This is a genomic window from Bacillus methanolicus, assembly GCF_028888695.1.
Lineage (GTDB): Bacteria > Bacillota > Bacilli > Bacillales > Cytobacillaceae > Bacillus_Z > Bacillus_Z methanolicus_B.
This window is the reverse complement of record NZ_PNFF01000002.1, coordinates 473,257-499,244: the sequence shown is the minus strand read 5'-3', so window position 1 is coordinate 499,244 and position 25,988 is coordinate 473,257. Positions and strand designations below refer to the sequence as shown.

Genomic DNA, 25,988 nt, shown 5'->3' with positions numbered 1-25,988 from the left:
ATAGAGGCGATAAAGGAAAAACAAAAGCCATTGTATATGCTGAATGTCCGTCATAAGACTTTTGAAGGCCATAATTAAGATAGAGAGCAAAAGAAAAGTCCGTCATAAGCCTGTTGAAGGACATAAATAAGATAGAGAGCAAAAGAAAAGTCCGTCATAAGCCTCCTGAAGGACAGAAACAAGATAGGAAACATAGGAAAAGTTCTTCATACTGTTAATGAGGGACAAATTTAGGATAACTCAGTCTAACCGAAAGACAGATCTTCTATTTATTACTCATAATAAGTCCATTGACGATCTCCTACTTGATTAAAATTATTGGCAAGTATTCTTCTGATTCTCTTTTTAGATGGTATCACATGGCACCATTCATGAATTGCATTCGTAGTAATCCGATGATCTGGAAAAAGAAGCTTAAATTCCTTCACGCTCCGCATTACAGCAGCTGCAACTAATTCTTCGTGCCTACATTCCTTACATATACATTTTCTTCCTTCGATGTAGATAGAAAAAGACTTGCATTGAACACAAGTGATTCCTCTTTTTAACTGGTCATAATCATATGATGGCAACTGTTGATAAGGAGATTCAATAATATGTAAGGAAATAAGTTTATCCGCGAGGTTCTTGTGTTTACTAATTAACTTTTAAGGGGTGGTATTTAGTTTGTCCAAACATTGGTTTAGCTGAGTAGGAAAAATAAATGGTTTGTCGAGAGGTGCTTGATATAGGGTGAAATTAGGATTGATAAAAACAACCGAAGCATCAATTTGAAAATTAAATCCAAGATTAAGGAGTAGCTGGTGTAATAAATAACTACTTCTACTCAATTGATAAAGAGGATTAATAATTTCAGATTTGGTTATTTTGAACAATTTATCTGATTCGTAATAATAATCCCCTTCATAATTTTTGACCTCGAATAAATAAATTTTCCCTGAGGTAATAATTAAAGTGTCAATTTGGACGGTTGTATTATTTATATTTAGTAGTAAGTCATTTAAAATAAAGCATTCACATTGAAGTTTCTCCGTTAAGACATCAAATAAAACTTCTCCTTCATAACCCTTTTTCAAAGAGTAATAATACTGTTTGTCCTTGTTAGATAAATCCATTCGAGCGTCTAAAAATTCCATGATTAATAATTCTTTAGATTTAGTACGAGCTTTATAAAGCATAGTCTACATCCTTTCAGTTATATGTTGCGGGGTGAGTATCAATCATGCAAAAAGATTATGTGAGACAAAAAATACAAGTGCAGAGTTTTGCAACGAAAAATAAGGTTTTATAGAACATATGTTCTGTTAATAGATTATAAAAATAAATTTTAATTGTCAAACTTGATTTTCAACAATAATAGATATCCATTTCCCTATTTTGAAATCGACATTCTTTATTAGTTCTGCTGCACCAAATGCTTGGACCAAGCAATATTATTTTCTATGTAAACATTGTATAGCCATTGATTAATATAACAAAAAATAGAATTTAATTGACTGCAAACTATTAGCCTATTACAATATAATCATATTGACTCAGACAATATTTTGGTAGGTGATCAATTGATAGGTTTAGAATACATACTTGAACTTTTTGGTATGCAGCAAATTGAACTGGCCGAAAAGCTTGGAATTAAAAAGCAAAATATTAATCTTTGGATTAAAAAAAAGCAAAAGATCTCCAAAAAACATTTACCTACTTTGGAACAAATTTTTGGCATAGACGCTAAATACTTTTCTAAAGAATTAACTGATTTGGATAAACTGGAGATTCAAAAAGAAAAATTAAAACGGGATTTACAGCCTGTGATCACGAAACACGAAGAACAATTCCTCATTGGGGAAGAAAATGATCTTGTTGAAGTGCCGGTTTATGACAAAGAGGAATTGAATCAAATAGAACACGATATTGAAAAAGCCAAGCTAATTGAAAAATTTCGGAACATGCTTAATCGTGCTGAACATCAACCTTATCTCGACACATTTAAATTGGTTCTTGAACTTTTAGATAAGGCACAGCATGAACCGGTTTTCCATAAAACAATAGAAGCTTTAGCCCATTATTTAGAAGTGTTACCAGATTGGGTGTCAACAGGTCCTGAACAAGATGAATTTGAAAGTGAATTATTCGAAGTATTCGATGATTATAATTACTAGATTTAAAAGGAGATGCGATGATGGACACAGCAAAGATTGGTTTTGAGGAAACACTTTGGAAAGCGGCTGACAAATTACGTGGAAGCATGGATGCATCCGAATATAAACACGTAGTCTTAGGATTGATTTTCTTAAAATACATTTCTGATAAGTTTGAAATGAAGTATAACGAGTTAGTTGAAGAAGGAGAAGGTTTTGAAGAAGACCGTGATGAATATACAGCCGAAAATATTTTCTGGGTTCCGAAGAAGTCACGATGGGAATTTATTAAGGATCATGCGAAAGACCCGAAAATCGGTCAATATATTGACGAAGCGATGATCGAAATTGAAAAAGAAAACCCGTCACTTAGAGGTGTGTTAGATAAACGTTATGCCCGCCCTGAGATTGAAAAACGCCGTTTAGGAGAACTGATAGACCTCATTTCAACCATTAAATTGCACAGCAAACAAGAAAAAGACTTACTTGGTCGAGTTTATGAATATTTCTTAGGTAAGTTTGCCAGTGCAGAAGGAAAAGGCGGCGGCGAGTTCTATACACCACAAAGCGTTGTCAAAACATTGGTTGAAATGATTGAACCGTATGAAGGACGGATTTATGACCCTTGTTGTGGCAGCGGTGGCATGTTTGTTCAAAGTGAAAAGTTTGTTGAACGCCATCAAGGAAAAATCGATAACCTCTCGATTTACGGTCAAGAATTGAATTCGACGACTTGGAAGCTTTGTAAAATGAATCTTGCTATCCGTGGAATTGAGGGGAATATCGGTGAACACCATGCGGATACATTCCATAATGATTTGCATAAAACGCTGAAAGCAGATTTCATCCTTGCCAATCCTCCATTCAATGTGAGTGACTGGGGCGGAAATGAATTAGTTGATGATGTTCGTTGGAAATTCGGTACACCACCAGCGAGCAATGCCAACTATGCATGGTTGCAGCATATAATCTATCACCTAGCACCAAATGGCGCTGCTGGTATTGTATTAGCCAATGGTTCGTTAAGTTCCAATACATCGAATGAAGGGGAAATCCGTAAAAACATACTCGAAGCGGATTTAGTCGATGCCATTGTTGCTTTGCCTGACAAATTATTCTATTCAACAGGTATTCCAGTTTGTTTATGGATTTTAAACCGTAATAAGAAAAATCATCCTAAATACCGAAGCCGTGAACATGAAATTCTATTTATCGATGCACGAAACATGGGTCAAATGGTTGACCGTCGCCTGCGTGAATTAACGGAAGAAGATATTCAAAAAATTGCAGGAACATACCGAAACTGGCGTAAACCAGATGGGAAATATGAAGACATCAAGGGATTCTGTAAATCAGCGACTTTAGAAGATGTCCGTCAAAATGACTATGTATTAACTCCCGGACGCTATGTTGGAATAAGTGATGTCGAGGATGATGGTATACCATTTGAAGAAAAAATGGAAACCCTCACCAGTGAATTAAGAGAACTATTTGAAAAATCCCACCGATTGGAGGAAGAGATTAGAAAGAATCTAGGGGGGATTGGGTATGACATCTAATGGTTGGAAAGAAGTTACATTAGGTGAAATATCTCTAGATGGTAAAGGTAGTTACGGAATTGCTGCATCTGCTGTAGAGTATTCTGATGATTTATATACTTACTTGAGAATTACAGATATAAATGATGATGGTACATTGAATAAGACTGATTTAAAGTCTGTAGATGATGAAAAGGCTGAAAAATATTTACTTCAACCAAATGATATTGTTTTTGCTCGTACAGGCAATAGCACAGGAAGGAGTTATTTTTATGATGGATCAGACGGTGAGTTGGTCTATGCAGGATTCTTAATCAAATTTAGCTTAGATCCATCTAAAGTAAATCCTAAGTTTATGAGGTATTATACTCTTTCCAATGAGTATAAAGGCTGGGTGTCTTCTTATATATCAGGTAGTACTAGAGGAAATATTAATGCAAAAACATATGCTAATATGAAAATCTCTCTTCCACCTCGGAAACAACAAGATTATTTAGTTAAGGTTCTTTCTTCATTAGATGAAAAAATTAAAACAAATAATCAAATCAATGAAAAGCTTGAAGAAATGGCTCAAGCTTTGTTTAAACATTGGTTTGTTGACTTTGAGTTTCCGAATGAGAATGGTGAGCCTTACAAATCAAGTGGCGGCGAAATGGTTGAAAGTGAGTTGGGGATGATACCTAAAGGATGGGAAGTTGGAAAGTTAGGAGATATTATAAGTATATCAAGTGGAAAGCGACCAAAAGAAAAACAAGCTGATTCTAGTGAAAAATATCCATTTCCAATTGTTGGGGCAAGTTCAATCATGGGTTATACATCTGATTTTAACTATAATGAGCCGGTTTTAATTATTGGAAGAGTTGGAACACATGGAATTATTCAAAGGTTTACTAATAAAGTATGGGCTTCAGACAACACTTTAGTAATTAAATCAAAATATTATGGGTTTACCTATAATATTCTAAAATCAATTGATTATAAGTCATTAAACAGAGGATCGACTCAACCATTAATAACACAGAAAGATATTAAAAATACTACAGTTTTAATTCCACCAAGTAATGTGGTGAATTCGTATGAAGATTTTTATTCAAGCTTGTTTGAAAAATATAGAACAAATAAGGTTGAGTCAGATTTATTAACTAAAATTAGAGACTCTATTTTACCAAAACTAATGTCCGGAGAAATCCGTGTCCCGCTAGATAATGAAGAGTTAGTAGAACAGAGTTAATGGAATATGGGAGGTTCCGATTGCGAAAGGGGAGAGTGGGATGAGTTTTTTAGAAAATTTTACGGAAGATAAGTTGGAAGAAGCTGCGATTGAGATTCTTCAGGAACTTGGCTATGACTATGTCTTTGGTCCGGACATTAGTTGTGATGGGGAAAGACCGGAACGCAAAGATTATCGTACCGTAATTTTAGAAGACCGTGTAAAAGATGCTTTGTTTAAACATAATCGTCATTTGCCACAGGAAGCAATAGAAGAAGCGTTTCGGCAAATTATTGCTTTTAACAGTCCAAGCTTAGAAGAAAACAACCGTCATTTTCACAAATTAATCACTGAAGGCATTGATGTGTCGTTTCATCAAGATGGTCATAGCCGTTCGATGAAGGCATTCTTAATTGATTTTGAAGAACCAGCTAATAATGATTTTTTGGTAGTGAATCAGTGTACGGTCGTTGAAAAAGAAGAACGCCGCCCGGATTTAGTTATTTTTATAAATGGCATCCCATTCGTCGTTATCGAATTAAAATCAGCATCTGATGAAAATGTGAGTATCGATAATGCCTATGCACAAATTCAAACGTATAAACGTGATATTCCATCTTTATTTTATTATAATGCGTTTTGTATTTTATCCGATGGAATTAATGCGAAAGCGGGAACGATTACCGCAAGTCAAGAACGTTTTATGAATTGGCGGACGGTGGATGGCGAAAACATTGAGCCACTTGAAGTGCCGCAATATGAAGTGTTGTTAAGAGGGATGCTGGCAAAAGACCGGCTTATTGATATTATTGAAAACTTTATTCTCTTTCAGGAATCCAAAGAAGAAGAACGGGATGAAAATGGGAAGAAAATCGGTGAAAGAAAAACGATTGCCAAAATTCTCGCAGCCTATCACCAATATTTTGCGGTAAAAAAAGCGGTGGAAAAGACAAAAATAGCGACCAGTGAGAATGGAGACCGTAAAATCGGTGTTATATGGCATACACAAGGTTCGGGTAAAAGTTTTTCGATGGTTTTTTATACAGCACAACTTGTCAAAGAGCTAAATAATCCAACCATTGTGGTGATCACCGACCGAAACGATTTAGATGACCAGCTATTTTCGACGTTTTTAAAATCAAAGGATATTTTAAGGCAAACACCGAAACAAGCAGATGTCCGCAAATTGAATGAAGAACAGAAAAAACAACAAGCCAACGAAAAATCAAAAGAGATAAACGGATTATATGATCTTCTAAATGACCGGGAATCAGGCGGTATTATTTTTACAACGATTCAAAAATTCAAACCAGAAGAAGGCGAAATGCCGGTTTTAACCGATCGTAAAAATGTGATCGTCATTGCTGATGAAGCCCATCGCAGTCAATATGGTTTTTCTGCAAAGACTGACACCAAAACAGGCGAAGTGAAATATGGATATGCAAAATATCTTCGCGATGCACTTCCGAATGCTTCCTTTATCGGTTTTACAGGAACACCGATTGAGCTGGAAGATAAGTCAACGCCTGCCGTTTTTGGTAATTATATTGATATTTATGATATGACAAGAGCTGTGGAAGATGAAGCAACGGTAAAAATTTATTATGAAAACCGTATTATCCGCTTGGAAGCTAATGAAGAAGAATTAGCGAAGATCGATGAGGAATTTGAAGAGATTACTGAAGATCAGGAAGAATCAGTACGTGAAAAGTATAAATCAAAATGGTCGAGGCTTGAAGCCATCGTCGGTTCACCTAACCGTATTAAACAATTAGCAAAAGATATTGTAGAACACTATGAAGAAAAAGCAAAAACCATTGATGGTAAAGCAATGATCGTCTGTATGAGTCGCCGTATTTGTGTAGCACTTTATAACGAAATTGTAAAACTACGTCCTGATTGGCATTCAGATGATGACGATAAAGGTAAAATTAAAGTGGTCATGACAGGTAGTGCGGCAGACGAAGATGAATTGCAACCACATATTGGCGGAAAAAAACGTCGGGATTTATTAGCAAAAAGAATGAAAGACAATAGTGATGAACTCAAAATCGTAATTGTACGTGATATGTGGCTAACTGGATTTGATGTACCTTCGATGCATACGATGTACATCGATAAACCGATGAAGGGTCATAACCTTATGCAAGCAATCGCAAGGGTTAACCGTGTATTTAAAGATAAATCAGGCGGAGTAGTTGTAGATTATATTGGAATATTAGAAAGCTTAAAGAAAGCTTTAAATCAATATACCGAAAGTGATAAGAAAACAACAGGTATCGATACATCCGCTGCAATTGCTGTTATGAAAGAGAAACTTGAAATTTTACAAGACATGATGCACGGGTTTGATTACTCAGCTTATATGGGTTCATCCCAAGCAGGTCGTATTCGAGCCATTACTGGCGGAATGAATGTCATTTTTGGAAAGAGTGAAAAAGAACAAAAAGAATTTAAACGGACCGCAACTGAGCTAGCCAAGGCACATTCACTATGTGCAGCGACGGATGAAGGAAAAGCAGCAGCCCTTGAAGTTAGTTATTTTAAAGCGGTTAAGGCAAGCCTAAATAAACTACAAGAAAAACAGCCGAAGCGGAAGACGAAAAAAGAAATCGAAGCCCGCGTTAATCAATTACTCGAACGTTCCATTATTTCAGAAGAAGTAGTTGATGTATTTGAAGTGATGGGATTGAAACATCCTGATGTATCTATATTATCGGAAGAATTTCTCGAAGAAGTACGTTCATATGAATATAAAAATTTAGCCCTTGAAATGCTTAAAAAATTGCTGGAAGGCAATATCAAAACAATGGAAAGACGCAATCTTGTTAAATCACAAAAATACTCAGAAAAGCTAAAACAATCCCTAAACAAATATAAAAACCAATTCATTACGAATGCCGAAGTCATGGAAGAACTAATTCAAATGGCAAAGGACATGAAAAAAGAACGAGAAGAAGAAAAAGATCTAGGATTAAATGAAGATGAAATTGCCTTTTACGATGCTTTAACATCTGAGTCTATAGTTAAAGAGTTAATGGAAGATGAAGTCTTACGTAAAATCGCCAATGAACTGACTCAAGCAATTAGACGGAACATGACCATTGACTGGCATGTCCGAAAAAGCGCCCGTGCTGGAATGAGGAGAATTATTAAACGACTATTGAAGAAGTACGATTATCCACCAGAACAAGCGAAAAAAGCATTGGACACAGTTATGCGTCAAGCAGAGTTGATGGCAGAAAATACGGAAGTAAGAGATTGGAATACGCTGCAGGCTGCGGAGTCTAAAAGTGAATATGAAGTATAAGAAAAACTTTTCTTAATTAGTTTTATTGAAAATTAACAAAGATTATAGTGATACTTACTTTTGAAGAATTCTTTACTCTTCTATCTTAGATTGAGAAAAAGAAAAGAGATTTAAATGAAGAATTGGGCTACTCAGATTTAAAACAACTAGATATAACAACAGAAGGCAGTTCCAGATTCTTTGGAACTGCTTTTTTTATAGATGTTAGTATAAATGAAAACTAACAATAAGTAGATTAATAATTTCTATAAATGGGAGGGATATAAATGAAATTTTCAGAAGAAAAATTAAGGTTGTTTGCAGCTCCTTTAAGTGAAACTGAGGATCAGAAATGTAAAAATGCTATTGGTATGGTAAGGGACGCATTAAAAGACATTGGATTTACTGATGATGGAAAAACGATTGAAAAATTATATGCAGACACCTATTCTTATTCTTTAGAAATGAGAAATGCAACAAAAAATAGGAAGGTTAAACTTTTTGTTAAAGGATCCTATGCAAATAATACCAATGTAAGGACAGAAAGTGATGTTGACATAGCTGTAGTATTAGAATCAACTTTTAAAGTTAAGTATAGACCAAATATAAATGATGCTAAATATGGATTTTCAAATTCTACTGATAATGTAATGACGTTTAAAGATGATGTTGAAGATGCTTTAAGGAAAAAATTCGGTAGTGACGTAGAACGGAAAAATAAGTCCATAAAGATACATGGTAATACATACCGTGTAGATGCTGATGCTGTTCCATGCATGAGGCATAGAGATTATAGTAATGACTATAATTCTGATCCAAATAATTTTATTGGTGGAATCTTTATACGTTCTGATGATGGTCAGACAATTATCAATTACCCAGAACAACACATAAGAAATGGGAGAGAAAAAAATAATCAAACTAATACTTACTATAAAAAAATGGTCAGGATTATTAAAAAAATGAGATACATTATGCAGGATGAGAACTATGAATCTGCAAATAATGTAAGTTCATTTGGTTTGGAATCTCTTTTATGGAATTTACCTAATGGGGTATTTACAAAATATACTATATATAGATATGCATTTGGGGAAATAACAGAATATTTGTGGAAGAATAGTCATATGCTACCTTTTTATAAGGAAGCAAACGGAATAAAACCATTATGCGAATCTACAATTGATGTTGAAAAATATACTAGATTTATTAAAGATTTATATAACTTTTATGAATACGATATTTAGGAGGTAGAGTTCTTGAGTGAACAAGTAAAAAAACACTTGAAGGTTGCCTTATATATCGCTATTGCTATATTTATTATTTGTTCATTAATATCAATGCCTGATTCATTTAAAGATATCTCTAGCTACACAGGTATTTCCGTTTTTTTAACAATAATTATTTCAGCCTTATATGAAAAATGGGGTTGGAGACTAAATCCTTTTGAAAAAACTCCTAAACTATCTAATCAATATGACGGTACTATAGAATATCAATATAATGGAAAAACTAGTAATAAGAATATAAGAGTTTATGTTAAGCAAAGTTTATTTCACCTAGAAATTAAGTTAGTAACTGATGAGATTGTTAGTTCAACCATTACAAGTAAGATTATTAAGGAAAATGGAAATTACGTCCTGTATTATACATATATTACAAATCCGAAAAGTAAATATAGTGAATTAAACCCAATACAATTTGGTACCTGTAGATTCATTATAGATGATACAAATAAATTAACTGGGATCTATTGGACAAGTAGGCAAACAAAAGGTGATATTTATTTAAATTCTTGTAAAGGTGAATCCATTAGCATTCTTACTCGGGAAATTGCAAAGGATGGTTAGGAAAAAATACAGGGTGTTATAGTAGATGATCCCGCTTATATACATTGATATAGACGTAGTTAGAAATTTTTTACTACTTTAAAAAAGAGGACTATTATCTTAAGAAAATAGGAAGAACACTGACTCTTATAATTTTGTAATGTATCTTAATTTAAATATATTTATAGATAATATTTTTAGTAAACTTTAAATGTAAATGTAGGTGTTAGTATGTCAAATATAAAAGCACTAGTTGTAGGTGTAAGTAATTATTTTATAGCTGGGGCAGTAAATCTCCCATTTGTTAAGAATGATGTAATTGAGGTGGAGGAAGCCCTTTATTCTGGTTTGAAGTTAGATGCTGATGATATTATTACACTCGGAAAAAAAGAGGATGTAAAAAAGGAAGACTTTATACGCTCCATTTTGCAAATTTCAAAACTTTTAAACAAAGATGACTATTTGATATTTTATTTTTCAGGGCATGGAGCAAAAATAGAAAATCAACACTATCTCGTGTGTAGTGATGACTTTATAAGTACACAGGAAATTATAAAATATTTCGAGAGGGTTTCAGCTAAAGGAAAGAGTATATTTTTAGATTGTTGTTATTCAGGAAATTTTTCAGTCGATGGGACACCGGTTTTTAGTATTGAGGAAACAGTTAGTGATTTTGTGGGTAGAGGATATGCAGTATTTTCCTCTAGCAGCTCTACTCAATCATCATATAGACATCCTGATAAGCCAATTAGTATTTTTACTAGTTTTTTATGCTCTGCGCTTAAAGATAGACATATTATAAGACAAGGTAAAGTCTCATTATATGATATACAAAAGCTTGTTAGGCTTTACTTAGAGGTGTGGAATAAAAAGAATCCTGATAAGCAACAACATCCTATATTTAGATCAAATATGGGCGGTTGAATCGGCTACACTTAACTGGACAAAAAAATTAAGGTCAGGTAGACTAACCATCCAATCTGGGTATACTGCTAATCAAGTATAAGAGATCCCATACCAGCAACTTTACTAGGAGAGGCGGGTATGCTAGCCTGTTTGGCAAGCCAGATGTTTTCATCATCTGGTTTCCTGGCTGGGAAAGCATGCCCGTAGAGGCTCCTTGTCAAGTTGCGGTGTTTACCCTCTAAATTTGGAAGTCTACTTCATCTCATTCAGTTAATGGAGGTACGCCGATATGACGAGAGCTAGAAGAACATTTACTCCCGAATTTAAAGCTCAAATGGTCAAACTATATGAAAGTGGTAAGCCTAGAAAAGACATTATAAGTGAATACAATTTAACGCCTTCGGCATTAGACAAATGGGTGAAACAGAGCCAAACATCTGGTTCATTCAAAGAGAAGGACAACCGAACACCTGAAAAAGAAGAACTGATCAAGCTTCGTAAAGAAAATCAGCGTTTACTGATGGAGAATGATATTTTAAAGCAAGCTGCGCTGATATTAGGACGAAAGTAAATGTGATTAAAAATAATCGTCACAAATACTCGATATCAGCAATGTGCGACGTCCTACAACTCCCAAGAAGCACTTATTATTATGAAGCAAAAGAACAATCCAAATCAGATGATGAACTTACGGTTACCATCGTCGATATTTTTCATAAAAGCCGCCAGAACTATGGCACTCGTAAGATAAAACATGAGTTGAAAAAACTCGGTAAAATTGCATCCAGAAGACGTATTGGCCGAATCATGAAAGAAAATGGGCTAGTATCAAAATATACAGTTGCCCAGTTTAAGCCACATGTGGATAAATGTAATGAATCTAAAGTTGAAAATGTGTTGAATAGGGAATTTGATCAACAAAAGGAATTAACGGTTGTAGTCAGTGATTTAACATACGTAAGGGTCCAAAAAAATTGGCATTACATATGTCTATTTGTTGATCTTTATAATAGAGAAATTGTTGGACATAGTGCCGGTCCTAATAAAGATGCTGGACTAGTCTACCAAGCCTTATCAACGATTAAAGCTGATTTAAGACAAATTCAACTATTTCACACAGACCGAGGAAACGAGTTTAAAAACAAGACAATCGATGAAGCTTTAGATACATTCGAGATTAAACGGTCGTTAAGCATGAAAGGTTGCCCATATGATAACGCAGTAGCCGAAGCCACATTTAAAATTATCAAGACAGAATTTGTAAAAGGTAAATATTTTGAAAGTTTAGAACAGTTAAAGTTGGAATTAGACGATTATGTTCATTGGTTTAATCATATAAGAATTCACGGATCACTGGGGTATTTAAGCCCTATTGAATACAAAAAGGAACACCTTAAAAAAATTGTCTAGTTTAGTGTTGACATACCAGGTACTATTTATTTCGAAGTAAAAGAATATGTACCATTTTGTACAACAAGGATATATGAAGAATATGATAAATATATTATTTACACTGTAGAACCTCTTCATGTTGGTTTGACAAAGAGATATGCTGTAAAAACTATTATAAAAGAACCACTTTCTCTTGAAGAAATAGGTAAAATTTCTTTAGAAATTACCAAGAAAGTAAAACATGCAGAGGTATACAATAATGAAATTTCTAAAAAGCGTTTGTCTGGTAAATCAGCCAATATAATATGGATTTATTTTGGACGTGATGAAAGTGATATTGTGAAAAATAATTATATTTGTGTTACAACGTGGGTAGATGATTCTCAAGATAAAAAATGGTGGTATAGAACAGATAATAAAGACACTTTTATTCTAAACGGTGTCCATTATAAAATCTTTTCATACTATGAATCATTAAGAACATATAACAAGGAGAATACAGACAGCAAAGATGATGTAATATTTGAAACAAAAAAAATACTAGCCTCTGTAGTATCTCTTGCCCAAAAGGTCATTCATTTTTTTAACGAATATAATAATGGAGTTCTTACAGAAGAAGATTTTTTAAAGAAAATGGATAACTTGATTCCTGAAATAAACAAGTGTGTTGTTGATAGTCAAAATTTAAATATCCCACCTGATGAGATTCGTGATTGGAGTCATGCGTGTGCTGATTTAATTGGAACAATCTATGATTTCACTCTATATTACAATAGAAAGTATATATCACAGAGAACACCAGAAAATAGAAGAACCTGTATGGAAATGGCAATAAAGCAATATTACTTGGATTTAGAGAAAGTGCGCCAATTGGAGGAGAAACTGTAGGTATAAATTTTTTAAAATGCATGTTTACTTTTATGATCAAATACAATTCCTTTAATTAGGGTTTGTATTCCAAATCAACTTGTCACACGTTAAGTAAGTTATTAAAAGCACTGAGAAAATAAAATCCCAGTGCTAATTTTTTGCCTCTCAAATCACCACGGGGAACCGTATCATAAGTGAACGGGGTTTTATTTAAAGTAAAAGATCCAGTGCTTTTTGCCTGGCGCTTATCATCTACTATATTAAAGTGCTTTCTTAGTATGGTACTTAATAAATGCGACATAAGAAGGATTGACGGACCAATATAGCTGTAGCAGATAAAAATTTTATTAAAGGTGAATGTTAAGAAAATAAAGAGTATGTCTGCTGAAAGAATGACAAGTACAATTTAATAATTCATTGCTGTAACCGCCTGATAACTTTGAACACATTTTGCTAATTAGTAGTGAACACTTTACTGGAAGTTAGTGCTGGCATTTTGTCACTTTACTTGGAGCCTCTGCGGGCAAGATTATTAGCCAGGAAGCCTGATATATCAATGAATCTGGCTCAGCCGACAAAGGCTATCATGCCCGCCTCTCCAAATAAAGTGCACGTCTCTACTGGAAAAAAGTGTTCAATCTTATTCAGCATTTTTAGGTAAGAAAGTGTTCATTTCTACTTGGCGGTTACAATTGCATGGTTGGCATGAAGTAAGCGTCAAATAATCCCCACCTATAAGTAGATGGGGATTTAGTTATGATTTAATTATTCTTTTTAAACACTCGACAAACTAATGGGATCGTTGATGACCAAGGCATTAATTGATCCAAGGCATCTTTATCTTTAGTATCCATGTTTGGTAGTTTCTCAAAAAGATAGGTGAGATAGGTAAATGGATTTAAGTCATTCTCTTTAGCTGTCTCAATAATACTGTAAATCGTTGCACTGGCTTGAGCGCCCCGTGTGGTGTTGGCAAACAACCAATTTTTGCGGCCAATTACAAATGGTTTGATTGAACGTTCGCTACGGTTATTATCGATTTCTAACCGACCATCTTTTAAAAAGCCCACTAATTTATCCCATTGGTTCAGGCAATATTGGATTGCCTGGCCAAGGGCGCTTTTTGGGAGGACTTGTGACCTTTGCGTTTTTAGCCATGCTGAAAAAGCATCCAACACTGGCCGGCTGCGTTCCAAACGACTTTTATGGCGTTCTTCAGGAGTTAAATCCTTTAAGTCACGCTCAATCGCAAAAAGTTGGTTACAGAAATTGAGCCCTTCCTTGGCAGCTACCGAAGCGGATTGTTTTGAAGCCGGTAAAACCTTTAAGGCCTCATCAAACTTACGCCTTGCATGCGCCCAGCAACCTACTAGGGTTACATGAGGCATCCCTTGATAACCAGAGTAGCCATCCACATGAAGGTAGCCCTTGAAACCATTCAGAAACTTGCGAGGTTGTTCCTTTCCCCGTGTCTGTTGGTAATTATAAAGAGTAATCGGCGGACCTTCTCTTCCAGTGCGATAAAGCCACATATAAGAAGTGGATGTTGCCTTTCGACCTGGTTCATGGAGCACCTGCAAAGTGGTTTCATCCGCATGGAGAATCTCCTGTTTAAGTAAATGATCCTTCATCCGATCATAAATTAAACGTAACCACTGATCTGCGCCATAGATCATCCAGTTCGCCATCGTCTGCCGGGATAATGTAAACCCAAATCGCTCAAACTGCTTTTCCTGGCGATAAAGAGGCAGCCCTTCCACATATTTTTGACTCATCACATACGCCATACTTGAAGGAGAAGCTAAACTGCCCGGATAGACAGGTGCCGGCATAGACGCTGTGACAATCGGTGTATGGATCTCCTCACGTTCACAACGGCGACAGGCGTAGACATAACGGACATGCTTAACCACTTTTACTTCAGCTGGAATGACTTTGATTTCTTGACGCACTTCCGTGCTCATTTCATGTAAAGATCCACCGCAGCACGAACAGACCTGATCTTCTGCGGAAAGGCGGTATTCAACCGTTTCCGTAGGCAGGTCTTCTAGCATCGTTTCACGTTGACCACGTTTTTTACGACGACGGTAGGTAATGGTTTCAGAAGCAGGCTCCTCTAAATTGGAGGCTGCTTCTACCTCTGCTTCATTAAAGAGCGAAAGCTCTAGTTGATCGGAATGTGTTTTTTCACTTGAAGAGCCGAATCGTCTTTTTTGGCTGAGGCGAAACTGTTCCTCATACCATTTTAGTTTTACAGTCAGTTCAGCGACTTGCTTTTCAAGGGATTCACATCGTTTTTGAAGATTTTCAGTTGGTTGGGTGGGTGTTTTCGTTGTCTTTTTCATACTTTATCTATTCGACAAATGTTGATCAATCCCTTTTAAAAATTGGTGTGTAAATAAAAAAATAAAAAATATGATTTTATATGACTGTCCTCGCGGTAACTTCAGGATGAGCCTGGCGCTGTTCAAGTGGAAGTCCATCAAGTAACCAACGGAACTGGCGGCGGCTTAATTTTAGCGGTACATCACTTTCTTCCGTTGGCCATTGAAATTTTCCGCGCTCTAAACGTCTATAATAGAGCCAAAAGCCATTGTGCTCCCAATGAAGGATTTTCAGTTTATCCCGATTACGATTACAAAAGACAAAGTAGCTAGGCGAAAAGGGGTCTAGATCAAACCCTTCTTTCACCAACGCAGCCAATCCATCAATGGATTTGCGCAAATCTGTACTCCCTCGGGCGAGGTAAACATTCGCGATCATTGTTTCGTTTAACATAGCGATCTTAACGTCCTGATGACTTCCGCAAGGAAAGATGGGTCGAAGCCTGGTTTAACCTCTATGGATGCTTGACCTATTTTAATCTGTAAGGATAATGAAGTGTCTTTTGATTCGGCATATTGTTCATCCATTGTGATTGAGACCCATTTAGGTGATGGTGCTGAGATCCGATTTGTGTTTTCAATTTTCTTAAGCCAATATTTTAATTGATGGAGCTTCACATTATTGTCAGCACACCATTTGGATTGGGTCTGTCCACTTGCCCTAAACTCAGCGATCCGAAGTTCCCATTCTTTTCGCAATTCTGCTCGAGACATCAAAAAACCTCCTCAAATATTGATTTGAAGAGATTATCTCAAAGTGTCATCTTGGTTAATAGGTGGGAACTATTTTACGGTTACGCATGGTTGGCATGAATAGAATATATGATATAAAAATGATATAATTTAGTTAGAATAATGATATGTGAAAGGGGCTGCAAGGAGTGAATATTAAGCCGTCGACAACGATCCGAAATGATTATAATGGTTTTTCAAAATACTGCCATGAACTTGATGAGCCGGTCGTGCTGACACGCAATGGGGAAGCCGACCTGGTTGTCATGAGCTATGAAGCGTACCGACGCATGGAGGCACGTATCAAACTGCAATCAAAACTGTTGGTTGCAGAAAAGCAGGTTGATGAAGGTGCTCATTTGATTGAACATGATCAAGTTATAGAAATGATGCGGAGAAAGATTAATGGCGCAAAGGAATAAGATTAAATATACCCCTGCAGCAGTCGACGATATGGATGAGATATTCTCGTATATATCGCATGATAATCTTTCCGCCGCAGAAATGATGCTGGAGAAGCTAAATAATCAAATTGGCAAGCTTGCAGAGTTTCCTAATATGGGATCGGTTTTATCAGATGAGGAATATACTCTTGTTGAGCGCGGATATCGATTTATTGTAGTGCACCCCTATCTAATTTTCTACAGACTGTTAGATAATAATGTAATAATCTACCGTATACTGCATGCACGTCGTGATTATCTTCGCGAGTTGTTTGCCTTACAGGAATAAAACAAAAAATTACAATGTGTTTCAAACAGGACACCTTTTATTAATTTTCCTATCCAACGTTACGGTGAGCCGTATCATAAGTAAGTGAGGGGATATTATTATCCTTCTCATTATTTTTTTTAGTGTTATTTAGTAACATGATTTAAGAACACATGTTCTTGTTGTAAGTTATGGCATTTACTTTAGGGTCATAATGAAATAAATACTTAGGTTATAATTAAGAAATGATTAAAACCTAAAGGATGTTATGAATGAAATTATCTAATCCTGAAATCAAGTGGCTATCAGAGGTTTACAATAAAAAAGATTTGCTTGGACAAGTATTTACTCCAAAAGATGTTGCTAAGCTAATGGTATCTTTAGCAATAAGCTCAAAACCTGAAACAATTTTAGAACCATGTTTTGGAGAAGGCGTTTTTTTGGAGGAAATAAGGAACAATGCAGATCATATGAACAACCATGTCATAGGAATAGAGATCGATCCAGAACTTTTTAATAAAGTAAAGGGAAGATTTCCTGATATTGAACTATATAATATGGACTTCTTTGATTTTCATGGGGAAGTAGAATGTGTAATAATGAATCCGCCTTATATTAGGCAAGAACTGCTAAAAAGGGATATGCCTAAATTCCTAAATAAAGATGAAATATTGAATCGGCTGCCTTTAACAAACTGTTCAATTTCTTCAAGAAGTAACCTATATATATATTTTTTTATTAAGGCATGGTCCATTTTAAAAGATAAAGGTGAAATTATTGCAATCGTTCCCAATACATGGATGGCTGCAGAATATGGAGGATCGTTTAAGAATTTCATTTTAAGTAATTTTTGGGTTAAATCAATCATCCAATTTAATAAAGATGTTTTTCCTGATGCAGACGTTGACAGTTGCATTATCCATTTAAAGAAGGAAAACTACTTTGAAAATAGCGATACGCATCTAATAAATATAAAACAATCACTGTCGAAAGAAGAAATTCATTCATTTGATAAATTAATAAAGAGCAATAATGAAAAACTATTTGTGAGGAAAGAAACAAATAAAGTATTGAATTCAGAGAGTAATTGGCTGAGTCTATTTAGTGAAAGTGATTTGTTTGATTTAAAGGAAAATTTGATACCGTTAAAGAAACTAGCAGATTTAAGAAGAGGTTTAACTACAAACTATAATCAATTTTTTATAAATGATACACTTGCTTACGTAAATCAATATCCGGATTTTTTCAAAGAAATATTGTGTAGTCCAAAGGATATCAAGGGCTATTCCACTCAAAATGTAGTTAAGAAAAGCTATGTTTTTAGTACAAATAAGAAAGAAAATGAATTACCTCCAGAAATAAAGGCATATGTAAAAAGGTATGAGAGAGAGATCTTAAACAGTGGACTTCCAAAAACACTATATAATAAAATTATTTCTAATCCTGAAAAATGGTTTAATATAAGCGGTTTAAAGGTTGCACCAATTTTATTTAGTTATATCGTACGTGAAAGAAAAAAATTCATTCTAAATCAATCTGAAGTGATTGCCAGAGATAACTTTTATGAGATTTATCCTAAAATTAATGTAAACAAACATGTCCTTTTTTCAATTTTAAATAGTCGAATTACTTCATTGTTTATGGAAAATATCGGAAGAAGTCATGGCAAAGGACTTCTGAAGATACAAAAATATGAACTTGAGGATTTAAAGATAATTAATCCATATAAGATCCAAAAGAATGACTTATTGTTATTAGAGAATTTAGGAAAGGAATTATCTAATACCTTAGAAGAAAATCCTATACAAATTATTGCTGAAATAGACAAGCTTCTTCTTCCATACGTGACAACTAAATGTAAAGTTAGAGATTTAGAAAAGCTATTAGAAACTCGATTAAACACTCGATTAAGTAAAAGGGTCGGTCATTTGGAATTAGTAAATGATGGAGGCGTATAATCTTGGCACCAACAGTCGTAAGTCTATTCTCAGGTGGAGGAGGACTTGATTTAGGCTTTAAAAATAGTGGATTTGAAATTATTTGGGCAATTGATATAGATAAGGATGCAGTGTCGACATATAAAGAAAATTTAGGAGAGCATATTGTGCTGGAGGATATCACAAAAATACACGAAAAAGATATTCCGAAAGCAGATATAGTTATAGGAGGGCCTCCCTGTCAATCATTTTCTCTTGTTGGCAAAAGAAGAATTGATGATGAAAGAGGACAACTAGTTTGGCAGTACTTAAGGATCATTAATGAACTTCGCCCTAAATGCTTTCTGTTTGAAAATGTCGTAGGGTTAAAGTCCGCAAAAACAGCTGACGGGAACTTAGTAATAGACGAATTAATACTTGCCTTCAAAGAAATTGGCTATGAAGTTAAATGGGATGTTTTAAATGCTGCAGATTATGGAGTTCCACAAAGAAGAAAAAGAATATTTCTCGTTGGAACTAGAGAAGGGATAGATTTTGAATTTCCTTTACCAACACACAATGAAGAGGGGATTGATGGCAAGTTAAAATGGATTTCTGTAGAAGAAGCACTTGGTGATTTATCCTCTCCAACTCAAACGGGAATAGTAAATTACATTAGCGCTCCAACGAATGCTTATCAAATAAAAATGAGGGAAAATAATAGAGCAGAATTTGTTACAGAACATATTATCCCAAATTTAAGTGAATTAGATAAAATAATTATAGAACATATACCAGTTGGTGGAAACTATATGGATGTTCCCGATTCAGTTCCATCGAAACGTATAAAAAAGTTTAAAGAAACTGGCGGAAGAACCACATGTTATGGAAGATTAAGACCGGATAAACCTTCATACACGATAAATACACATTTTAATAGGCCGAATGTAGGTTGTAATATCCATTATAAAGAAAAAAGATTAATTACAGTTCGAGAAGCATTAAGATTACAAAGTTTCCCTGATGATTATATAATAAAATCATCAACTAAGAGAGGAAAACATACTATTGTTGGTAATGCTGTTCCACCTATATTAGCGGAAGCATTAGCTAAAAAAGTGTTGGAATCCATTAATGCATATTCAATGGCGCCAAAATAAACTTTGGCGCTTTTTTTCTTATTGTTTATAGTAAAATATTGAATAAAATGGCTACAGAGAAAGGTGAGTTTTCGGCATATGAGCATAATTACAACATTGCCTATTTATGATGATGATGAAGTGAAGGTCTTTCATCCCATATGTGAGAGTGCATTAAATCAGGCATTAACAAATCTAGGAATAGATAAAGATTATGAAGTAAAGCACCATGAAACAATTGGAAGTCTTGAAGCAGATTTTGCATTGATAAGGAAGTCAACCGGCAAATATATTTTATTTGTTGAAGTCAAAAGGAAACCGTTCGCTGTCAGTAGTACAAGATATAGAATTCAAGCACAATCTTATGTGCAGGAAGCCAGAACGCAAGTTGAAAAGCCGTACTATGCAATCACAAATCTCGAGGTAATTGATGTATTTAGGTACGATAATCATAGACCTTCTGTAACTCAACAAATAATAGAGCCAAGTCCCATTCGTGTTGGAACCTTTTCCGATCAGCCGATGGATTTCTTTCATAAATTGGTTAAGGCTTTTGAGGAAATCATAACAATTGTAATAAACGACACAGGTTCTTATAAAGAACTCACCGGAAGTTTCATTCCTTTATTAGAAAATAATAAATCAAACCAAGAGCGATGGCATCAAAGTTTAATTGTTGCTGGATATGAATATATTAGGGGTGTCATGAAAGCCAATAATAGAAAAGTGTCATGGAGATCTGCATTAAATTATAAAAATAAGCCTAATAAACTAATTGATAATATCAAGTCGATTAATTTTAGTCCATTAATTGATCCGCCGTTACCTATTAGTAACAATAGTGATATATGGAATGCCACTATGTTAGAGGATTTGGAAGAGTTAGGGCAAAAAACAATGAGCGGCGATGAAATGGCAGAGTTGGTTCACTCCATTGCTGTTGCAGGAAGAGAACATGAAGGTTTAGTACCAACTGATTTGGAATTGGCTAATATTCTTGCTATTTTATCAAGAGATGTCCTTGATAGAGAATTAAATGAAGACGAAATAATCTGTGATCCGGCTGCAGGAAGTGGAAACTTGCTATCTTCAAGCAAGGCAGGATTCGAGAATTTAAACCCTAAACAATTGTGGGGGAATGACAAGGAGCCGCTTTTCACAGAACTTCTTTCTATTAGATTGGGGTTAATGTTTCCAACAGTTGTTTCACCTGAAAATTCCCCTTTAGTAACTCGAAAAGATGTTTGTGAACTTGAAAAAAGTGATTTTAATAACGTAAAAGTTATTCTTATGAATCCACCTTATGTTTCAGGAGTAAAGGATCCCTTAACAAAAAGGAAAGTTGCAGCCCGAATCTATGATATTAATGGAAAAAACTCCGAAACAAATGTTGGACAAGTTGGAATTGAAGCTCCGTTCCTTGAACTGGTTTCAAGCCTAGCTGCTGATAATACTGTAATAAGTGTAGTTTTTCCGAAACAGTATCTAACAACAAAAGGTAAAGAAGCAAAGGCTTTAAGAAACTTTCTATTAAAAGAATTTGGTTTAAATATGATTTTTATGTATCCGCGTGAAGGCATTTTTCAAGATGTAATTAAAGATACAGTAGTGCTAATAGGAAAAAAGAATAATACGTCTAATAAAGTAAAAGTAATTAAAAGTGAAATTCCTCTTTCGAACATAAATCTTACAAAGTTTAAGCAAGGTTTAAATAATTTAAAAACAGATCGTTCCATAAATACCCTTACTTATGGTGTAGAGGTAAGAGAAATGGATATAAATGATTTGCAGGACAATGTGGAAGAAGGGTGGAGAAACCTTACTTCAATTGGTGAAAGTATTAATAATTGGATTGTTAACACGATTGCTTCAACAAGTAAGAGATTATCTCAAATTCATGACTTAAAAAGAGGAAGAATTGGAAATGCAGGGGCTTCCGATTTATTATTTATAAATTCTAATAACAAATTTTGGGCTTTAGTAGAGGATATTGTACCTGAAGAATGGCTCTACCCTGCATTAAGGGTGGTAAAAGATGTTGATCATATTTTTGTTAACTCTTCGACCACAGATGTCCGTTTCCTTGCTCCATGTGATGAGGCATTCATATCCGGAACAAAAGAATACAAAATTTTAGAAAAAATATTGGATGAATATATTAAAGTACAGGCAGCTGCCTTAGCACAAACGAAACAAAGAAAGAAAATGAAAACGAAAGAAGAATTGCGTAAAATAATTAACAGGGAACGAAAAAAAGTAACGAATGAACATACAATATTAATTCCACGCAATGTAAGAAGATTTGCGAGGGTCTTTATTACAACAGAAAAAGCATTTATATCAACTAATGTTATTGAAGTTACCGGAGGCTCATTAGAAGAGAAGTGGATTACATTTTCATGGCTGCTAAGTATGTTTTCACAACTCCAATTTGAAGGCATGGCAAAAGACCAAGAAGGTACAAGAAAATTAGAGGAAGGCAGCATTGGAGAATTATTAATTCCTAAGATTGAAGGGATTGATAAAGAGACAATCGTTCAACTTATTAATGAGGCTCAAAATAAAGGGGAATTTTTAGATTTATGTAATCCATCTATTTCTGAGTTAGATAAAATATGGGCCAATAGTCTAACCAATTCAGAGCCAGAGGAAATATTGTCTGAAACATTGGCCTTATTAGAAGAGAGAGTAGGGGAAAGATACCCTGAATATTCATCTTCTGATGTTGATTAAAAAAATGGAAATATAGCGAAAGTGTCCGGCGCCATTTAAATGGCGCCGGATTTTTATCGTTCAATGAATGGAATGAAATACAAAAGGTTCAGCGTTGAAGTCGTTACGATGAACCGTATGATAAGCAGGGGGACTAAAAAATCTATCATATTTTTTACAATATTCTGTTTTATCTACCATTATTTTAAAATATCAGAAAATAATAAATAGATTTACATTTCCGCATTTTTATTTTATAATAAAGCTTATTAACTTACTTGGAATTAGAGGTGGATAAGATGACAACTAAGAAATTGATCAAGGTAAATACAAGTGGAAAGTGGGAAGGCGGCTTAAAGACTTCTATTTCGATTAGAGATTTTTCTCCAATAATAGTTGATGAACCGAGAAGTTTAGGCGGAACAGATGAAGGACCAAATCCTGTTGAATATGTATTAGGTGCATTGTCCAGCTGTACTTCTGTTATGATTGCGTTTATAGCTAAAGAAAAGAATTTTTCTTATCAAGGCGTAGAGTTTAAAAATGATGGAACATTAGATTTACAAGGATTAATGGGTGTGGAAGGAGTTTCTCCCCATTTTCAAAATGTGAATTTTGAGGTAATCTTTAGAACGGACGAATCTGATTCTCGGATAGAGGAACTAAAAGAAGAAGTAGAAAGAAGATGTCCTGTTTATAATTTAATAAAAGACGCAGGCGTCAAGATCGAATCGAAATGGTATAAATTATAAAAGAATTCAAACGGTGGTGCTAAAAGAAGGCGGACTTAAAAAATCCGCCTTCTTTTATTTGCGGGAATGATTCTGACAGTATTCTTCATAATTCGCCAGAAAAGACGTTTTATTGCCATCCAGTTGATGATATAATCGAAATAGTAAAAGTGAATAGATGCGGTGATGCGTAATTGAGGTGGAAACATGCGCCCACAGATACGTACGAAACAATTACTAAAACAATTTAATTTATCAAGACAAACCCTTTACAATTGGGTAAAAGAAGGAAATATTTCTGAACCGGAGAAAGATTGGAGAGGCTGGAGAATGTGGACAGAACAACACGTAAAGGAAATAAAAAATACAATCAGGAAAAAAGAAGAACAATTGTCTCTTCCAATTGAAAATGATACAAAACTGAACATTAAAAACCGTAGATACTTAGGAAGCAAATATAAATTATTAGAATTTATTTGGAAGGTTGTTAATGAAAATTGTAAAGATGTTCACACTGTAGCAGACATTTTTGGCGGGACAGGTGTGGTTGCTGATCGGTTTAATATTGAAGGTAAAAAAATTATCGTTAACGATATATTATATTCAAATTACTTATCGTATTGGACTTGGTTCAGTGATGAAGCAATTGGCTACACAAAAATAGAGGATTTGATAACGCAGTTTAATAACGCTGAACCAAAAGAAGACAATTATGTGTCTGAACATTTTGGCGGAACTTATTTTACACAATATAATGCGAGAAAAATAGGGTATATAAGAGAAGAAATCGAAAGATTATCGGAGCACATTACCTTTCGTGAAAAGGCAATCCTCATTACATCGCTGCTCTATGCTATGGATAAGGTGGCCAATACTGTAGGCCACTACGATGCCTATAGAAGAAAACTAGATTCTTTGAAAGAAATCAAACTTTTAGTACCGGATCTTAAAGACCATTACAATGAAGGAAACAAAATATTTAAAAAAGACGCAAATGCATTAGTGAGAGAAATTAAGGCAGATTTATTCTATATAGACCCCCCTTATAATTCGCGTCAATACGGTGATGCTTATCATCTTTTAGAAAATATCGCAGAGTGGAATAAGCCGGAAGTTACCGGAGTTGCCAAGAAAATGGTAAATCGCACTCATATTAAAAGTGATTATTGTACAATGAAGGCTCCTGAGGCATTTGCCGACTTAATCTCAAATATTAATGGTAAATACATCTTGGTTTCTTATAATAATATGGCTGATAAAGGTGTAGGGCGTTCCAATGCTAAAATTTCTGCAGAAGAAATTGTTGAGATTCTACAATCTAGAGGAAATGTAAAAATTTTTGAAACAGACTTTCAAGTATTTACAACTGGAAAAACCAATATTGAGGACCATAAGGAAATCTTATATCTATGTGAAATAGACAGGTGATAATTGTTGTTGCAAACTGATACGAAATATATAAAATCATGTTTGAATTATACGGGTGGGAAACATAAACTGCTTAAACAAATTGTTCCTTTGTTTCCCCAAAATATAAATAACTTTGTAGATTTGTTTTGTGGCGGGGCAAATGTTGCGATAAATGTGAATGCAAAAGGGTCTATCTATTGTATTGACAAACAGAGAGAAGTAATCAGGCTTTTTAATACACTTAAAAAAACTAGCAGCAATGAAGTTTTTAATACAATTGAGAGTATTATTGAAAATTATGACTTAACAAATACTCATAAATACGGATATGCTAAATATGGCTGCGACTCTAGCAGCGGACTCTCCAGTTATAATAAAGAGAGATATAAAAAGTTAAGAGATGATTATAATAATCGAGCACAAGATAGTACTTATTATGATTTAGTATTCTATGTGTTGACTGTCTTTGGGTTTAATAATCAAATTCGTTTTAATAAAAAAGGGCATTTCAATATTCCTGTAGGAAAAAGGGATTTCAATGAAAAAGTTCAATTGAACTTAACTCATTTTATGGAAGCAATTAAAGTCAAAAATATAAAATTTTTTTGTGTTGATTTTAGGGAAATGGAATTGAATCTAACAAAGGGGGACTTTCTTTATGCAGATCCCCCCTATTTAATTTCAACTGCCACATATAATGAGCAAAATGGTTGGACCGAAAAAGAGGAAAATGATTTATTGGAATTTCTTGATCAATTAAATGCTAATGGAGTTCATTTTGCTTTATCAAATGTTTTGGAACATAAAGGATCAGAAAACACAATATTAAAAAAGTGGGCAAAAAAATATAATGTGAATGTATTGGATTATAATTACAATAACTCAAACTACCAAATTAAACAAAAAGGTTCTAAAACCACTGAAGTTCTAATTACAAATTACTAAAAATAAGCTTATTTTTTTATGGGTCTGACTCCCTCCACCAATGACAATCTATTGAATGGTTTTATCAGTAGTTGTCTGGAGGGTACTGACCCTTTGCTTTTGAGGCAGCCCTATATTTTTCAGGAAATGACAGGAAAGT

At 34.5% G+C, this 25,988-nt stretch carries 20 protein-coding genes and 1 pseudogene; 17 read left to right on the top strand and 4 right to left on the bottom strand.

What is annotated here, in order from left to right:
- Positions 1–272 precede the first annotated feature (272 nt).
- A pseudogene (locus tag C0966_RS14040) lies at positions 273–1,178 on the bottom strand (nuclease-related domain-containing protein).
- A gap of 384 nt (positions 1,179–1,562) precedes the next feature.
- Between C0966_RS14040 and C0966_RS14035 the strand changes: the two are divergent.
- From C0966_RS14035 to C0966_RS13995, 9 genes are all read left to right on the top strand, one after another.
- Positions 1,563–2,156: a helix-turn-helix domain-containing protein gene (locus C0966_RS14035; RefSeq protein ID WP_274856367.1), complete on the top strand. Its 594-nt coding sequence runs from the start codon at positions 1,563–1,565 to the stop codon at positions 2,154–2,156.
- 20 nt (positions 2,157–2,176) lie between these two features.
- Positions 2,177–3,694, top strand: coding sequence for a type I restriction-modification system subunit M (locus C0966_RS14030; RefSeq protein ID WP_274856366.1), 1,518 nt, complete (start codon positions 2,177–2,179; stop codon positions 3,692–3,694).
- Positions 3,684–4,904, top strand: a complete 1,221-nt coding sequence (locus tag C0966_RS14025) for a restriction endonuclease subunit S (protein WP_274856365.1) — start codon at positions 3,684–3,686, stop codon at positions 4,902–4,904. The genes C0966_RS14030 and C0966_RS14025 overlap by 11 nt, the downstream gene beginning before the upstream one ends.
- Before the next feature lie 40 nt (positions 4,905–4,944).
- The gene (locus tag C0966_RS14020; RefSeq protein WP_274856364.1) at positions 4,945–8,193 is read left to right on the top strand and encodes a type I restriction endonuclease subunit R; all 3,249 of its coding nucleotides are present in this window, start codon (positions 4,945–4,947) and stop codon (positions 8,191–8,193) included.
- A gap of 266 nt (positions 8,194–8,459) precedes the next feature.
- The gene (locus tag C0966_RS14015) at positions 8,460–9,419 is read left to right on the top strand and encodes a nucleotidyltransferase domain-containing protein (protein ID WP_274856363.1); all 960 of its coding nucleotides are present in this window, start codon (positions 8,460–8,462) and stop codon (positions 9,417–9,419) included.
- Between the two features lie 12 nt (positions 9,420–9,431).
- Positions 9,432–10,022, top strand: coding sequence for a hypothetical protein (locus C0966_RS14010; protein WP_274856362.1), 591 nt, complete (start codon positions 9,432–9,434; stop codon positions 10,020–10,022).
- Positions 10,023–10,232: 210 nt separating this feature from the next.
- A complete protein-coding gene (locus tag C0966_RS14005) occupies positions 10,233–10,925 on the top strand; it encodes a caspase family protein (RefSeq protein WP_274856361.1) in 693 nt (230 codons plus the stop codon).
- A 271-nt stretch (positions 10,926–11,196) separates the two neighbouring features.
- Positions 11,197–12,317 (top strand): IS3 family transposase gene (locus C0966_RS14000; RefSeq protein WP_274856360.1). Its coding sequence is split into 2 segments (ribosomal slippage): positions 11,197–11,443 and positions 11,443–12,317, totalling 1,122 coding nucleotides; the frame shifts between segments, so codons are not numbered across the junction.
- Between the two features lie 126 nt (positions 12,318–12,443).
- Entirely contained in the window at positions 12,444–13,187 is a 744-nt protein-coding gene (locus C0966_RS13995; RefSeq protein WP_274856359.1) for a hypothetical protein, read from the top strand.
- 743 nt (positions 13,188–13,930) lie between these two features.
- Here C0966_RS13995 and tnpC read toward each other — a convergent pair.
- From tnpC to tnpA, 3 genes are all read right to left on the bottom strand, one after another.
- Positions 13,931–15,514 carry an IS66 family transposase gene (gene tnpC, locus C0966_RS13990; protein WP_274856358.1) on the bottom strand — a complete coding sequence of 528 codons (1,584 nt, stop codon included), beginning with the start codon at positions 15,512–15,514 and terminating at the stop codon, positions 13,931–13,933.
- 76 nt (positions 15,515–15,590) lie between these two features.
- Positions 15,591–15,947 (bottom strand): IS66 family insertion sequence element accessory protein TnpB, encoded by a 357-nt coding sequence (tnpB, locus tag C0966_RS13985; protein ID WP_274853330.1) that lies wholly within the window; start codon positions 15,945–15,947, stop codon positions 15,591–15,593.
- Complete coding sequence (gene tnpA / locus C0966_RS13980) at positions 15,941–16,267, bottom strand: IS66 family insertion sequence element accessory protein TnpA (protein ID WP_274856357.1); 327 nt, start codon at positions 16,265–16,267, stop codon at positions 15,941–15,943. The genes tnpB and tnpA overlap by 7 nt, the downstream gene beginning before the upstream one ends.
- A gap of 167 nt (positions 16,268–16,434) precedes the next feature.
- Here tnpA and C0966_RS13975 point away from each other — a divergent pair, with 167 nt between their 5' ends.
- From C0966_RS13975 to C0966_RS13940, 8 genes are all read left to right on the top strand, one after another.
- Positions 16,435–16,707: a type II toxin-antitoxin system Phd/YefM family antitoxin gene (locus C0966_RS13975; protein ID WP_274856356.1), complete on the top strand. Its 273-nt coding sequence runs from the start codon at positions 16,435–16,437 to the stop codon at positions 16,705–16,707.
- The gene (locus C0966_RS13970; RefSeq protein WP_274856355.1) at positions 16,691–17,017 is read left to right on the top strand and encodes a type II toxin-antitoxin system RelE/ParE family toxin; all 327 of its coding nucleotides are present in this window, start codon (positions 16,691–16,693) and stop codon (positions 17,015–17,017) included. Before C0966_RS13975 ends, C0966_RS13970 begins: the two co-directional genes overlap by 17 nt.
- Before the next feature lie 251 nt (positions 17,018–17,268).
- The gene (locus C0966_RS13965) at positions 17,269–18,954 is read left to right on the top strand and encodes a class I SAM-dependent methyltransferase (RefSeq protein ID WP_274856354.1); all 1,686 of its coding nucleotides are present in this window, start codon (positions 17,269–17,271) and stop codon (positions 18,952–18,954) included.
- A gap of 2 nt (positions 18,955–18,956) precedes the next feature.
- A complete protein-coding gene (locus C0966_RS13960) occupies positions 18,957–20,072 on the top strand; it encodes a DNA cytosine methyltransferase (RefSeq protein ID WP_274856353.1) in 1,116 nt (371 codons plus the stop codon).
- A 78-nt stretch (positions 20,073–20,150) separates the two neighbouring features.
- On the top strand, positions 20,151–22,784 hold the full coding sequence (locus C0966_RS13955) for a BpuSI family type II restriction endonuclease (protein WP_274856352.1): 2,634 nt from the start codon (positions 20,151–20,153) through the stop codon (positions 22,782–22,784).
- A gap of 278 nt (positions 22,785–23,062) precedes the next feature.
- Positions 23,063–23,515: an OsmC family protein gene (locus C0966_RS13950; RefSeq protein WP_274856351.1), complete on the top strand. Its 453-nt coding sequence runs from the start codon at positions 23,063–23,065 to the stop codon at positions 23,513–23,515.
- Between the two features lie 186 nt (positions 23,516–23,701).
- Positions 23,702–24,922, top strand: a complete 1,221-nt coding sequence (locus C0966_RS13945) for a DNA adenine methylase (RefSeq protein ID WP_274856350.1) — start codon at positions 23,702–23,704, stop codon at positions 24,920–24,922.
- 9 nt (positions 24,923–24,931) lie between these two features.
- Complete coding sequence (locus tag C0966_RS13940; RefSeq protein ID WP_274856349.1) at positions 24,932–25,849, top strand: DNA adenine methylase; 918 nt, start codon at positions 24,932–24,934, stop codon at positions 25,847–25,849.
- The last annotated feature ends 139 nt before the right edge of the window (positions 25,850–25,988 follow it).